Annotated in this window: 11 protein-coding genes, 1 other RNA gene and 1 pseudogene; 4 read left to right on the top strand and 9 right to left on the bottom strand. The window is 46.2% G+C overall.

The window, feature by feature from the left end; all coding sequences use genetic code 11:
* Nucleotides 1–73: 73 nt before the first annotated feature.
* The 7 genes and pseudogenes from QUA13_RS28825 to rpmI form a co-directional block, all read right to left on the bottom strand.
* Nucleotides 74–1,403, bottom strand: a pseudogene (locus QUA13_RS28825) (IS5 family transposase); the annotation flags it as partial.
* 453 nt (nt 1,404–1,856) lie between these two features.
* Nucleotides 1,857–4,052: a diguanylate cyclase domain-containing protein gene (locus QUA13_RS28830; protein ID WP_333204061.1), complete on the bottom strand. Its 2,196-nt coding sequence runs from the start codon at nt 4,050–4,052 to the stop codon at nt 1,857–1,859.
* Entirely contained in the window at nt 4,049–4,657 is a 609-nt protein-coding gene (locus QUA13_RS28835) for a chemotaxis protein CheC (protein WP_333204063.1), read from the bottom strand. Before QUA13_RS28835 ends, QUA13_RS28830 begins: the two co-directional genes overlap by 4 nt.
* Nucleotides 4,654–5,031, bottom strand: coding sequence for a response regulator (locus QUA13_RS28840; RefSeq protein ID WP_172190481.1), 378 nt, complete (start codon nt 5,029–5,031; stop codon nt 4,654–4,656). Before QUA13_RS28840 ends, QUA13_RS28835 begins: the two co-directional genes overlap by 4 nt.
* A 237-nt stretch (nt 5,032–5,268) precedes the next feature.
* Complete coding sequence (locus QUA13_RS28845; RefSeq protein ID WP_333204065.1) at nt 5,269–5,799, bottom strand: tetratricopeptide repeat protein; 531 nt, start codon at nt 5,797–5,799, stop codon at nt 5,269–5,271.
* 273 nt (nt 5,800–6,072) lie between these two features.
* Nucleotides 6,073–6,429 carry a 50S ribosomal protein L20 gene (gene rplT, locus QUA13_RS28850; protein WP_006634165.1) on the bottom strand — a complete coding sequence of 119 codons (357 nt, stop codon included), beginning with the start codon at nt 6,427–6,429 and terminating at the stop codon, nt 6,073–6,075.
* A gap of 19 nt (nt 6,430–6,448) precedes the next feature.
* Nucleotides 6,449–6,646 carry a 50S ribosomal protein L35 gene (gene rpmI, locus QUA13_RS28855; protein WP_006634164.1) on the bottom strand — a complete coding sequence of 66 codons (198 nt, stop codon included), beginning with the start codon at nt 6,644–6,646 and terminating at the stop codon, nt 6,449–6,451.
* A gap of 6 nt (nt 6,647–6,652) precedes the next feature.
* Here rpmI and QUA13_RS28860 point away from each other — a divergent pair, with 6 nt between their 5' ends.
* Both QUA13_RS28860 and QUA13_RS28865 read left to right on the top strand, forming a co-directional pair.
* Nucleotides 6,653–6,889, top strand: coding sequence for a hypothetical protein (locus tag QUA13_RS28860; protein WP_333204067.1), 237 nt, complete (start codon nt 6,653–6,655; stop codon nt 6,887–6,889).
* A 42-nt stretch (nt 6,890–6,931) separates the two neighbouring features.
* On the top strand, nt 6,932–7,930 hold the full coding sequence (locus tag QUA13_RS28865; RefSeq protein ID WP_333204069.1) for an MrcB family domain-containing protein: 999 nt from the start codon (nt 6,932–6,934) through the stop codon (nt 7,928–7,930).
* A gap of 76 nt (nt 7,931–8,006) precedes the next feature.
* On the opposite strand, the gene ssrS is transcribed toward QUA13_RS28865, so the two are convergent.
* Together ssrS and QUA13_RS28875 are read right to left on the bottom strand one after the other, a co-directional pair.
* Nucleotides 8,007–8,194, bottom strand: a non-coding RNA gene (ssrS, locus tag QUA13_RS28870) — 6S RNA.
* Between the two features lie 50 nt (nt 8,195–8,244).
* Nucleotides 8,245–9,507: a 5-(carboxyamino)imidazole ribonucleotide synthase gene (locus QUA13_RS28875; protein ID WP_333204071.1), complete on the bottom strand. Its 1,263-nt coding sequence runs from the start codon at nt 9,505–9,507 to the stop codon at nt 8,245–8,247.
* A 338-nt stretch (nt 9,508–9,845) separates the two neighbouring features.
* Between QUA13_RS28875 and purD the strand changes: the two genes are divergently transcribed.
* On the top strand, nt 9,846–11,126 hold the full coding sequence (gene purD / locus QUA13_RS28880; RefSeq protein WP_333192780.1) for a phosphoribosylamine--glycine ligase: 1,281 nt from the start codon (nt 9,846–9,848) through the stop codon (nt 11,124–11,126).
* A 170-nt stretch (nt 11,127–11,296) separates the two neighbouring features.
* A complete protein-coding gene (locus QUA13_RS28885) occupies nt 11,297–13,462 on the top strand; it encodes an ATP-binding protein (protein ID WP_333204075.1) in 2,166 nt (721 codons plus the stop codon).
* Nucleotides 13,463–13,719: the final 257 nt, after the last annotated feature.

Consider the following 13,719-nt stretch of genomic DNA (forward strand, 5'->3'; position numbering starts at 1 on the left):
TCATTTTAACTCCTACTTAGATTTACATCCCTCATTATACACGTTTGAGGATTTACAAATCATTTGCGATCGCTATAGCAATGGGTGTACCAGAAGTATTATCCAGTTTTGCCATCACTCTATTCAAGCTAAATTTTCGTTTTACTTGTCCAAATTTGCCCTTAATTGTATTTCTAATTCTTTCATCTTCCCAGGCTTGTTTCTTTGTTTCTTTGCTCACATTGGTGGGTGGCATTCCTAACGGAGATCCACTAATTCTAATTCCTCTTTCTTTACACCAAGCTCGATTTTCTCTAGTTCGATAAATCCGATCTGCAGGGACTGATTCTGGATAGCATCCTGTGTAACTTTTAAATGCTTCTATTTGCGCTTTTAAGTCTCCCGATTCGTTAAAGTTATCCCAACTCATTCGGTATAAAACTACATATCCTTCAAAGCAACTCGCTGACTGTTTTGCTCCAAATTCTACGGGTTTTCCTGCTTGACTATGACAAGTGGACGGATGTGGGGTTGACTTAAACTTACTATTCTGTCCGATATGCTCTGTTTGTTATTTTCCCATAACCCGAGTTGTTGGGATAGACTTCGGTGAGGACTAGCAAGGTTTTATATTGCTTTTTGCTCCGACTTTTTAGGGTTGCACCGAATTCGATTAGTTATTCAATATTAGAATCGTTTTTTTTGATGTATTACAGTTTTTTTAATAGCTTTTTTCTGTTTATGGCGGGACGGTCGTTTTTTTTTCGCTACTGCTAAGTAGTCTTTTCTGGGTATTATTAGGTAGGTTCTCGGTTTTTTATTGATTTTTAGCTGGAGAGATTTATAGAGAATGTCGATGATTTTTTCGGTATGAAATCGGACTTGGTTTAATAGTCCTAAGTCGGTTAGATAGCTAATATCTGCTGGGACACAGGTCGCATCTATGATTATTTTTTCTTAATTGGGCAACTCATTTTTTTACTCCGAATTCTTTTTTTTCGGGCTATTTTGGGGTGGTTGACCGTATTTTATTTACCATTCTTTCGTTCACTTTATCGATTAGATTTACACTAATTCGTTGCCTAAAGTGAACGGCAGGGTGATGGGTCAAATGGGAGTTCATTACTGTAGGTTGATTGACCAATAAATTATTGCAGATAAGGATTTTCCCGGCTCTGTTCTACTGTTTCTCTATCGCTGATTCCCAATTTTTCTTTGATGATTAATGCCCCCAATGCCATCCTAAATTATTTGGCGGGTGCGCCCATTTCGGTCGGGAAATTTTCAGCATAATCTTCTTCAAATTCCAACCAAAGAATTAGTTTGGCCATTTTGACCCAACGGTTATCTTCTGCCAGCTTGCATCCGTTGGGGAGTTCAAAGTCGAAGAGTTCGGTAGGAACAGACTCAGCTTTTCGGTACACGATCGCAAATGGTGATGCACAGGCTTTAAGCTATTTTACCTGTTTTTTTTGCAATCTTACTACCTTTTTTGGTCGGCAATTCCATACAGCGTATACTTGAACCACTGCTTCAGCAAGCCCGAAGTAAAAAAAGCTATCAAACAATAAGAGGCAAAATTCATATACTTATCCCCCTATTCACCGGATTTCTCACTCCTTGATAATTTACGATCTAAATTTAAAAATATTCTCCGTTCTCTCAAAACGACAACAAATTATCAAAAATTAGGAAAGGCGATAGATTTTGCATTCAGTTAAGTTTTTAACAATATGTTTGGAACTGGTTTGCAAAATGCTGTTATTGTACCTCATCTATCTGATAAACCCTAGATCGGGGTTTGGAATAGGGGCTTACAGTGGCATTCTTTTTGCGGACTGGTATAACTACTCTGGATTCACCTATATTGCAAGTCGTCAAGCGCTGGTGGGAGAGGGCAAATTAGTATTCGGTATAGAAAAATCCACAGGAAGCATCGAAGCGGCTGTCCCGTTTGGCTTGCCAGCAGCAGGGTCGGGCTGGTAAAGTTGGATACGAGCGCGCCCAAGTCGTTTAGCTTGATAGAGCGCTTGGTCGGCTGCTGCAATCAGAATTTCGGCTCCCGATTCAGATGCAGGAACAATACTCGCTACGCCCAGACTGAGAGTGACGTACGGGCTCACCTGAGAACCAGCGTGAGGAAGTTGCAAAGCTGCTATTTTGATCTGTATGTGTTCGGCTACCAGCACGGCGCCTTGAATCGCGGTATTTGGTAAAATAACGGCAAATTCTTCGCCTCCGTAGCGAGCTACTAAATCAGCGGGGCGATTGACTGCATTGCCGATCGCCCCGGCGACTTGCCGCAAACATTCGTCTCCCCCTGGGTGCCCGTAGGTATCGTTGTAACTTTTAAAAGAATCAATATCGCAGAGAATCAGGGACAGAGGCGTTTGTTCCCGCGCTTGTCTGCGCCACTCCATTTCTAAATACTGATCGAACCGGCGGCGGTTTGCTAGCTGCGTGAGTTCGTCTAAAGTTGCCAAGCGCTCTAACTTGAGGTTGGCCGCTTGCAACTGCTGATAAAGTTCTGCTTGCTTGATGGCGATCGCCAACTGAGTAGCCAGAGAAGACAGCAACTCTACTTCCAACTGCATCCACTGCCGGGGACTGCACTGGTGGGCCATCAGCAGCCCCCACAACTCGTCTCCTTGCACTAAAGGCACTACCAAATAAGCTCTCACCGCGAATTGTGCGAGTAAGTCAATTTGATATTGCGGCAAATCGGCGGCCAAGATATCGGCTATCGGTCGGATCGCCCGATGTTGGTACGCTTCGATATAGAACTGGTCAAAACAGAAATTTTCCAGGGTTTCCCCCAACATCGGCTTGCAGTTGGGAGCTACAGATTCCACTGTTACCGCCCCCGTCGCCGGAGCTGCGCAGAGACTGCCGGTACAGCGGTTGAAGCGGACGATCATCACTCGATCTGCCTGAAGGAAGTGGCGCACCTCTGTCACTGTCGTGCTGAGCACTTCGCCCAAATCCAGAGACTGACGGATGTGCTGAGTAATCGTGGCCATCAGCAGTTCTCGTTCGTTCTGCTGCCGCAGCGCCTCTTCTGCCCGCTTGTACTCAGTGATATCTTGAGCGGTGCCGAAAATTTGTTTGGGCCAGCCGTCGGCTGTGCGGGCGAAAACTTGGTCGCGGCAGCGAAACCAGAGCCATTCCCCCGATCGATGTTTGAGCCGATAGTCCAACTCCAAAATCTGCCCGTCTTGCGCCCAGGAAAATTTTTGCTGGTGGGCTTTAAGCCTTGGCAAATCTTCTTGGTACACCAAACTCGAGTATAAAGCAGTTTGCATCTGTAAAATTTCTTGCGGAGTGTAGCCCAGCAATTTAGAAGCTTGACCGTTGACGTAGACGTTGCGCTGTTCGGTCAAATCGTAGATGTAGAGCAAATAAGGCGCCGCGTCAGCAATCTGCTGGATGAAATGCTGGCTCGATCGCAATTCTTCCTCCACCCGCTGGCGCACTTGCACTTCTTCCAAAGCTTGATCCCGCATTGTGCGGTAAGCTTGGATGCGGTGGGTGAGGTCGGTTACGTCTTGAATCACCAGCAGCGCGTAGAACGATGGGGAATTAACACCCGGCCATATTGATGACGAAACTGAGGATGGAGATGCCCTATACAAAGAAGCACTTGTTGGTACTCTGACTCCGACAGTGCCGTCTGGTTGCAACTCAAGAGTCTGGAGAAGCCAGTCTCTAATCTCCTGTTCTTCAATGCCAGCCTCCAGGGTCGGCACAGCAGTCACAGTAGTTTGCTGAATTCGCTGCTGGCCGTCTTGCCAAATTGCCGGAATCAGGTGTTTGTGAATTTGAGAAGAAAAAATTGTTGGCGGGCCGCCTGCAAAAATTTGCTTGAAGCGAGTTGCATACTTTAGCTGACTCAGGTGAGAAAAATGGGTTGTGATGTTTTTTCCCAATATTTGGCTGCGGGGAATTTTTGTCCACTCTTCAAGACAAGTATTCCAAAACAGCACCACAAAATCATCTCGCAGCAAGCAGGCGCCGACTGGTACGCTGTCGAGAACCCCAAACTTTTCCTTAATAGTTTTGCTCTCCTCAATCATAGACCCCCGGCAAGTTGATTGATAGCAGTCAACAAGGTGTCAAAGGAATTGACATTGAAAATAAGAATGATATCTCCTTCAATCTGAAGCCTTTCAATCATGAAACTGGTCTGGGCTAATAAAACAACTGTATCAGTAGCTAAACCCCCAGATCTCAGCAAACTAGCAATAGTCCCTTCACTATAAGTGGGAATGGAGTAGTTCAGGCGCTGCTGAAGTACGTTGCTGATTGCACCCATGACCCCATTAATTACAATATTTCCCACTTCACTCAGCGTACCAATTTTGACTGAATCGAGATCGTGAGTTCCAACTTCTTCTCCTGTGAGCATCGTCACGAGCATGGCAGCGCTGTTGGTGGGAAAGACTAGCTGGGCAATGCCTCCAAAGGAGCCTGTGAATTTTAGCTGGACGGCGGCGATTTGCTCGCCGTTGAGGTGTTGCTCTAACTCTTGTTGCACGTCGGTGGGAGTCAGGATTTGAAGGTGGGGTATTTGCAAGCGGATCGGGGAGTCGATCATGTCGTTCAAGACCCCTGCTGCTTGACCGATACCGATGTTGACGAGTTCCTGCAAAGCATCGAGCTGTCGAGCGCTTAATTTCATTGGGTGCTCTCCTCGCTGGCACTGAGAGCTTTTTTGATCCATCCGATCAGTTCCTCTGAGTTGGGCATTTTGTGAATGACTGCCAGGGCTCCGAGTTCCATGCACTCGGAGTGGGTAGTTGCTTGGATGTCTGCGGTAATTACGATGACTGGAATTTTATATCCTCGATCGCGCATGGCTTGCAGGACTTCCCGACCTTCCATTTCCGGCATCAGCAGGTCTAAGAGCATACAGTTTGGAGTTTTAGTGCCGAGCAGTTCTAGAGCTTCGGGGCCGCTGGATGCTTCCCAAGCCTCGTATCCTTCTGCTCGCAGGATTTTGCAGATTACCCTGCGAGTCAACCACGAATCTTCGACAACGAGAATTGATGTCACTACGTTCTCCTCCTTCTATTGTTTAGGACTGATCGGCGTTGCAGGTATTGCTTTGATCTTCACAGTAATTTAAAGTGCTGGGACGGTGTGCGATCGAGCCTGACTCGGAATTCCTGTTCTTAAAAACTAACGCATTAATGTGTTCGATAGTTTAGTATCTTGGACTATAGGAAGAAAAAACCCGGTTTCAGAATGAAACCAGGTTTGCGGGATCTCTATTGGTCGTAACATCGGCGCTCAGTTATAGATTACCAAACGCTTCCGGAGGGACTCTACTCGCTGTTTGGCAGTGGCATTGTCTGGATCGCAGGCGAGAGCTTGTTCGTAGATTTCCAAGGCTTGAGCTGTTAATTTCTTGCGCTCGTAGGCGTGACCCAGATTGTTGAGAGATGTAACGTAATCGGGCTGCAACTTCAGGGCTTCTTTGTACTGGCGGATCGCGATGTCGTATTGTTCTTGGCCGAAGTGTGCAAAACCGAGGGCGTTGTAAATAACGGCTTGATTTTCTTCGCCTTCTAAGTCTTTGGCTTTCAGGGCTTTTTGAAACAGTACGATCGCCTGGGAATACAGCTTCTTATCTACATATATACTTCCTAATTCGTAGTATTCCTGTGCTGTTCCTTTTTCTACCGTCAGTTTATTTTCTAAGCGTTCTAAAGACATTTCCAGGTTCCGAGTTTTGAGAATCTGGCGCACCACAAACCAGGAACTGCTGCCGAGTATAGCGAGCAGGACTGTCAGGTAAACAATGAGCAAATTACTATCCATGTTTTTCTTAAAATTAGGTAGGTGCTGTGGAAGGTTTTATTTATTTTAAGGCGCTAGCAATGTCTGACATTTGCCTCTGCAACTGTATAAAAAACACGGAAATAGCGATCGATCGGCCCGATCGCGATTTCTGAAAAAGCAAGAATCCAGAAGTAAGAACAAAGAAGGAAAGTTTGTCTCAACCTCCTAGATTTATCAGGAGTTTTCCTTCTCTGGCAGACAGTTAAATCTTTCTTACTTCTGCTTTCTGCATTCTGAAAATAAGGCGAACTTTCAAGCTCCGGCTCGATTGGCCATTTCCACAACTTTACCGAATGTTGCCGGGTCAATAATCGCCATTTGTGCCAGCATTTTGCGGTTGATTTCGATGTTGGCTTTCTTCATGTTGCCGATCAGTCTGCTGTAGCTCGTGCCGTGCTGGCGCGATGCGGCATTGATCCGAGCAATCCACAGGCGGCGGAAATCGCGTTTGCGTTTTTTGCGATCGCGATAACCGTTACGCAGGGCCTGCATCACCCGTTGGTTAGCTGTGCGGAACTGTTTCGACTGTGCGCCTCGGAAACCCTTGGCTAATTTGAGAATTTTTTTGCGGCGCGCTCTGGCGACATTACCGCGTTTTACCCGTGTCATCTTTAATTTCCGTTAAACTTTACAAGTATGGAAGCATTAACCGCACGTTAGCATCGTTGGTCTCGTCGATGACGACCAGCTTAGATAGACGGCTTTTGCGAGCTGAACTTTTGTGCTGTAGCAAGTGGCTTTTGTAAGCTTTGCGGCGCACAATTTTACCGCTGCCGGTCGCTCTAAAGCGCTTTGCGGCTGCTTTGCGAGTTTTGAGTTTTGGCATGAACTGGTGTTATTTGGACACAAGCTTCAACGGTATCACGTTTGTGCTACTTTCTGCAAGGGAGATTTGCGGGTTGGGGGCGGCGCTGCATTTGCTGCCATAGACAGGATGCGCGATCGGCTAATCTTGTGGTTGTTTGCAGTAGTTGACACCGGGTATAAAATTTTATACCGCAGTGGCGGTATAACTAAGGGTTATACCTCTGGGTTATCAGCAGGGTTAATATTTGAAAGCTGCTGGTGAGGCACGATAATTAAATTGAAGATGTAACATTAATTATTGGTTATGGCGCTTAGAGAGTCCCTTCAAAAAATCCTGTTTGAATATCCATTGGTCAGTAACGACAACTTCAAGGGACATTCATTTGCTAGTTATGTCAGAAATGTAGTGCCGAAATCAATAAGTGCTTCGTTAGAATTACCAGAAATCTATAGCATAAAAGCTTCAGCAGGTAATGGCTCTTGGGCTAAAGTTCCTTGGATAGCAATATTTAACAAGCTTGTGACTGAGAGTGTCATGTCGGGGTTTTACTGTGTTTATTTATTTCGCGCTGACTTCTCTGGCGTTTATCTTTCTCTCAATCAAGGAATAGCAGATAAAAGAGATCAGTTCGGACTTGGGGTGTCGAGAGACATTTTAAGGGGTCAAGCAAACCTATTTAAAGATAAGCTTGGTTCTGACAAGCTCAGGGAATTTTCTGATCCTCTCGATCTTAAGCTTGATTCGATTCCAAAGGCAACTACTTCTAGAAGGCTTGGACTTGCTTATGAAGCAGGAAACATAGCCTCGAAGTTTTATTCAAGGGAATCACTTCCTGACGACAAGGAGTTGGTAGGCGATGTTGGGAAAATGCTTGAAATTTACTTCTTTCTGTTTGAGGAGGTTTCTTTGAAGGATGAGGCTGATTCTGATTTGTTGAAAGAGGTTTCTTTGAATGAGGCTGCTGAAAACAATCAAGCAGAAACAGAATGGTTTGAAGATACGACAAAGTATAGACTTCATCGAGTAACAGAACGAAATCAAACGTTATCTATAAAAGTTAAGCAGTTGCAAGGATATGAGTGCAAAGCTTGCGGTTTTGATTTTGAGTCTCGATACGGAGAAATAGGCAGAGGGTACATAGAAGCTCATCACAATGTTCCAATTTCAAACTTAAGTGGGACAAAGATGAAACTAGATCCGCTTAATGATTTTACTGTGCTATGCTCAAATTGCCATAGTATGATTCATCGCATTAAACCAACGCCAACCTTAGAGGAGTTTAGGCAAAACTTGAAGATGTAGTATGAGTAAAGGCGTTTATATCAAAAAAAAATAGGCTAGCCATATTTCACAGCGCCTATCTCAATTAAAATTTTAATGGCTCCCCGCAACGCCGTCTTACCTCAGCTTTTGACCTGGTATTTTACCAGGTGGGTACCGTTGGCTCGGACTTAAAGTTTCTGGGTACAAGCCCAGTTTACTGCTGTCCAAACATCTTGATTCCCGAGAGTTAAGAGTTATAGATCAAAAAAACATTATTGGCAGTCACCAACGTCGCAGTAGAACCTTTATTTAATATATACCAACTAACCAGATTTTGGCAAGCTTCGAGCAATTTAACTTGCATACCAGATAGATTCAACGGTTTGAGCGATCGCAAGCACTGGCGATCGCCCCTGAGCCACCAACTCCGCGTCGAGCACAACTGTAACGTGACCGAGTTTGCGGCCCGGACGCGATACTTTCTTACCATACCAATGTACAAAACCACCGCTAATTTGTGCCAGTTGTTTTCGTTTGGCTAAATAGTCAGACTCAGCCGACTCGTAGCCGAGCAAATTTACCATCACAGCGCCTGCACATTTCAGATCCGAATTGCCTAAAGGCAGTTGACAAACTGCGCGCAAATGCTGTTCAAATTGTGAAGTTTCGCAGGCATCGATGGTAAAATGTCCCGAGTTGTGGGTGCGGGGTGCAATTTCATTGACTAACAGCTTATTATCGGTGGTTAAAAATAATTCAATGCCGAATACGCCGACAGCTTCTAAGCTGTTGAGGAGAGTGCGGGCGATCGCACAAGCTTCTGTTTTCACATTTGAACTAATATCAGCAGGTGCAATCACCAGGTGGCAAACTTGATTTTGCTGTTGAGTTTCGACGATCGGATAAATCGCAATTTCGCCATTTGCCGATCGAGCTGCAATCACAGCCAACTCGCGATCGAATGGCACAAATTCTTCCACTAGCAAAGACTGACCTTGGAGTTTAGCACGAATTGACTCAAAACTCCCTCGATCCTTAACAATAAAAGTACCTTGACCGTCATAACCGTGGCGGCGAACTTTGACGACAAAGGGAAAGTCGATCGATCCAGCATCCGAGTCTCCTTCCATCTGCACGCTGTCAGAAACAGAAATTGCCGGAAAGTCGATCGCCACCGCCTTAAACAATTCGGGGGGCAAATCCGCACTGCAATCCCATTCCCAAAACCTCGGAGTTGGCAAACCCAAACCTTGTAAATAACAGCGTTGAACGTACTTATCCAACAAAGGAGATAGCGACGACAAACTCGGCTGAAATAACACACCTTGCAGTTCTAGCGGCCGCAAACCATCCAAATCCACAAACTCATTTTCAAAAGTAATAACATCGCAGCCAGCAGCCAATTGAGCCGTAGCAAAAACATCATCAACAGCAGCCAAAATAGCATCAGCAGCAACAGAAACTGCCGGGTCAGTAGCATGGGGAGTTTGCACTAACAATTCAATACCCAGTGCCCTAGCAGCATCCCCCATCATCGAAGCTAGCTGGCCGCCGCCGACAACGCCCACCCGCTTAAATTTGGCAGACGAACTCGCAGCGGTTTGATTTGATTTCATGTGAGTAAAATTCCGCAGAGTCAACCTGCCTATTTTATCCCTATTTGTCGCCGGATGAATTACAGTAATTGAAGAGTTAAAAGCCAAAAAATAGTTTTAATTGCATGATTAAATCGAGGCAGTACCCATAATAATTGGGCGACTAAAGTCTTTAATTATTGCACGAACCCAGCCGTTGGGAAACAGCGGTCGAACCCCACCCCTCCAGAAAAGTGCCACATCTAGCAATTGGCGATCGCCAAGCATGGCATAATTGACAGCACTGCAAAAAGCAGATAGACAGGTGCAAACACTGAAAATCAGACATTCAGGGAACAACATTTATAGGTGAGGATACTGTGAAAGTTTTAGTTGTGGGGAACGGAGGTCGCGAACACGCGATCGCAAAAAAACTGCTAGAATCTACGCGGATTAAACAAGTATTCTGCGTACCGGGCAACGGCGGCACAGCTACCACCAAAGGCTGTCAAAATCTGTCGCTCAACATCGACGACTTCCAAGGCATCGAACGCTTTGTGATGGTCAACAACATCGGATTAGTCATCGTCGGCCCCGAATTGCCCCTATCGCTAGGCATCGCCGACTATTTCCAACAGCGAAAAATGATGATTTTCGGCCCCACCAAAGCCGGCGCCCAAATTGAATCCAGCAAATCCTGGGCCAAAGAATTGATGCTCGAAGCAGGCATCCCTACACCCAAAGCCGCCGTATTTACAGACGCAGAAGCAGCCAAAGCATACGTTCTGGAACAAGGAACCCCCATAGTCATCAAAGCAGACGGACTCGCATCAGGCAAAGGAGTAACCGTTGCCACCACCGTCAAAATGGCTCACAGCGCCATCAACACCATTTTCCGAGGCGAATTCGGCACCGACAACATCCGAGTCGTCGTCGAAGAATTCTTAACAGGCCAAGAAGTCTCGATTCTCGCCCTCACCGACGGCATCACAGTGGAACCGTTGCTGCCGGCCCAAGACCACAAAGCTATCGGCGAAGGCGACAAGGGAGCCAACACCGGCGGTATGGGAGCCTACGCCCCAGCGCCCATTGTCACGCCGGAACTCATGGAAAGGATTCAAGAAGAAATTCTCGAACCCACCCTCGCAGCACTGCAAAAACGCAAAATCGACTACCGGGGCGTACTCTACGCAGGTTTAATGATTACGCCCGAAGGAGAACCCACAGTCTTGGAATTCAACTGCCGTTTCGGAGACCCCGAAACTCAAGCGGTTTTGTCGCTGCTGGAAACTCCTTTGGAAGATTTGGTGCTGGCCTGCTGTCAGCAGCGTCTCGGTGAATATTCTATTCGCTGGAAGTCGGGGGCCTCTGTGTGCGTAGTTTTAGCTTCTGGGGGTTATCCTGGAAGTTATCAAAAAGGCAAAGTTATTACAGGTATCGAGGAAGCTGAAGCCCAAGGAGCAGAAGTGTTTCACGCCGGCACCCAGTTGAAGCACCAGCAGTTGGTGAGCGACGGCGGCCGGGTTTTGGGCGTCACTGCGGCGGGAGAAACTTTGGAACAAGCTATCTCCAAAGCTTATGCAGCAGTTGATTGCATCCAATTTGAAGGGGTCTACTGCCGTCGGGACATCGGTCGCCGAGCTCTGGACGATAAAAATTAGGAATTCCGGCATCGACCGCCATCCGAAAGCCAAGCAATCTCAATGTAGAAATGTAACAATGAAGTTTGGTATCTTTGCGGTGGCGGTAGCGGACAAGTCGCAGCATAAAATTCGATCGGGAACCAACGGAATTGATCTTGCTTTTAATATTGAACTGGTGAACTGGTGAAATGCTGGCCATACTAAACAAAATCGGAGAAATTATTGCCCGCTGGTGGTCGGATTTTACCCTCCAGACCCGCCTGATGGCCGGTGCTACCCTCGTAGTGTCGTTAATTATGAGCGGCCTGACATTCTGGGCCGTGAATACTATCCAGCAAGACGCCCGACTTAACGATACTCGCTACGGCCGCGACCTCGGCCTGCTATTGGCGGCAAATGTGGCGCCGCTGATTGCCAAAAACGATCGCTCCGAAGTCGCCCGCTTTTCCCGCCAATTTTACAGCAGCACTTCCAGCGTCCGCTATATGCTTTACGCCGACGAAGCGGGAGATATTTTCCTGGGGATTCCTTTTTCGGAATCGGAGGTGGAAACTTCTCTGACCCTGCGCCGCCAGATTAAACTCCCGGATAATTTTATTGCCGATATTGAGGCGAGAAATTTAACTTCTTTGCCTTTGGTGCGGCAGCATTTGACGCCAGATGGAGAAGTTACCGATGTATTTGTGCCGTTAATTCATGAAGACAAATATTTGGGAGTTTTGGCGATCGGCATTAACCCAAATCCCGCAGCAGTTATCTCTTCAAACCTGACTAGGGATGTCACTTTGGCAGTATTCGTCACAATTTGGGTGATGGTAATTTTGGGGGCGGTATTTAATGCTCTGACAATTACTCAGCCGATCAAACAATTAGTCTTTGGGGTCAAAAACATCGCCAGTGGGGATTTTAAGCAGCGAGTTGACCTGCCTTTAGGGGGAGAATTAGGCGAGTTAATCGGCAGTTTTAACGAGATGGCCGAGAAACTCGAAAGTTATGAAGAACAAAATATTGAAGAGTTGACAGCGGAAAAAGCTAAGTTAGAAACTTTGGTTTCAACTATTGCTGACGGGGCGCTTTTATTAGACGCAAATTTGCAGGTGATTTTAGTTAATCCGACGGGGATGCGGATTTTTGGATGGGAAGGTAAAAATGCGCTTCAAGTTAATGTTCTGAACATTTTACCTGCAGAAGTGCAGCAGGAGTTGGCCAGACCATTACACCAAATAGTGGCGGGCGAGCGCGAAGGCGGCGAATTTCGCATCTCGATGAGCGAACCAGTCAATCGTACAATTCGGATTGTTTTAACTACTGTCATTCTGCACAAAGCGCCGGGTGCCGAACCGCTGTGCAAAAGCTGCGTCCGCCACGAGGAAGATACCTGTACCGAGTCGCAACGCCCGTTAGCTGTAGAGTGTACTTTCTACGAGCAAACTTCCAAGCATCAAGGTTCTGGACATTACCGGGAAAGTCTCAAAGGCATTGCAATGACAGTGCAGGACATTACTCGGGAAGTAGAACTCAATGAGGCTAAAAGCAATTTTATCAGCAATGTTTCTCACGAATTGAGAACACCTTTATTTAATATCAAATCTTTTATCGAGACTCTCCACGAGTACGGAGAAGACCTTCTAGAAAGCGAGCGCAGGGAATTCCTAGAAATTGCCAATCGAGAAACCGATCGACTAACTCGTTTAGTTAACGACGTGTTAGATTTGTCGCGGCTCGAATCCTGCCGAGTTTATCACTTGGATGCTGTTGACCTCCCGCAAGCTGTGGAACAAACCCTGCGGACTTATCAGTTGAATGCTAAGGATAAAGGCATCGAACTAGAGCAACAAGTTGACCCGTGTTTGCCGCCTGCTTTAGGTCATTACGATTTGCTGCTGCAAGTATTTGCAAATTTAGTAGGAAATGCCTTAAAATTTACGCAATCCGGCGGCAAGGTGGCAATTCGAGCGTATTTGCTAGAGTCGGAGGCAACCACCCACAAAGGCGACCAATCCGGCAACCACAAGTTGTCACCAAATGCCGGACATTTTCCGGTAGTGCGGATCGAAATTTCTGATACTGGAATTGGCATAGATCCCGAAGACCAACAAGCAATTTTCGATCGCTTTTTCCGGGTAGAAAACCGAGTACACACTTTAGAAGGAACGGGATTAGGTCTTTCTATTGTCAGAAACATTATTGACAAGCACCACACTAAAATTAATTTAGTTAGCGAAGTTAATGTGGGTACGACTTTCTGGTTCGACTTGGCAGTTTATCAGCCGAAACAAACAGTAGAGATGGAAAATTCAATGCCCGTGGAAGCAGCGGTGGAAAGTGAAACAATTGCGAGTCATGTTAAGTAAACACGACTTCGGCATAGCCTTATACATATAGCGTGTTTTAGGGGAAATGCCCGGTGGTTGCCCCTCTTCATAGGATAGTTGCCTAAGTTCTGGTAATTTAGCCCAATTCAACGTCAAATTCGATGGCTATTATAACCCAGACTTTTTACAGCGTCTAGGTTCTGGGTGTTCTGTTTTTTTACTGGAGTTTAGACTAAAAAACGATCGCATCTAAAAGTACCTGCCTTTCAACACCGGGCAAGTTATTGCTCAACAAT

This window comes from Microcoleus sp. S28C3, from assembly GCF_036700785.1.
Classification (GTDB): domain Bacteria; phylum Cyanobacteriota; class Cyanobacteriia; order Cyanobacteriales; family Microcoleaceae; genus Microcoleus; species Microcoleus asticus.

Coding starts and splice junctions, on each gene's coding strand:
- QUA13_RS28885 (WP_333204075.1), top strand. CDS start 11,297: ATGCTGGCCATACTAAACAAAATCGGAGAAATTATTGCCCGCTGGTGG.
- QUA13_RS28835 (WP_333204063.1), bottom strand. CDS start 4,657: ATGAAATTAAGCGCTCGACAGCTCGATGCTTTGCAGGAACTCGTCAAC.
- QUA13_RS28865 (WP_333204069.1), top strand. CDS start 6,932: ATGGCGCTTAGAGAGTCCCTTCAAAAAATCCTGTTTGAATATCCATTG.
- QUA13_RS28830 (WP_333204061.1), bottom strand. CDS start 4,052: ATGATTGAGGAGAGCAAAACTATTAAGGAAAAGTTTGGGGTTCTCGAC.
- QUA13_RS28875 (WP_333204071.1), bottom strand. CDS start 9,507: ATGAAATCAAATCAAACCGCTGCGAGTTCGTCTGCCAAATTTAAGCGG.
- rplT (WP_006634165.1), bottom strand. CDS start 6,429: ATGACACGGGTAAAACGCGGTAATGTCGCCAGAGCGCGCCGCAAAAAA.
- QUA13_RS28845 (WP_333204065.1), bottom strand. CDS start 5,799: ATGGATAGTAATTTGCTCATTGTTTACCTGACAGTCCTGCTCGCTATA.
- rpmI (WP_006634164.1), bottom strand. CDS start 6,646: ATGCCAAAACTCAAAACTCGCAAAGCAGCCGCAAAGCGCTTTAGAGCG.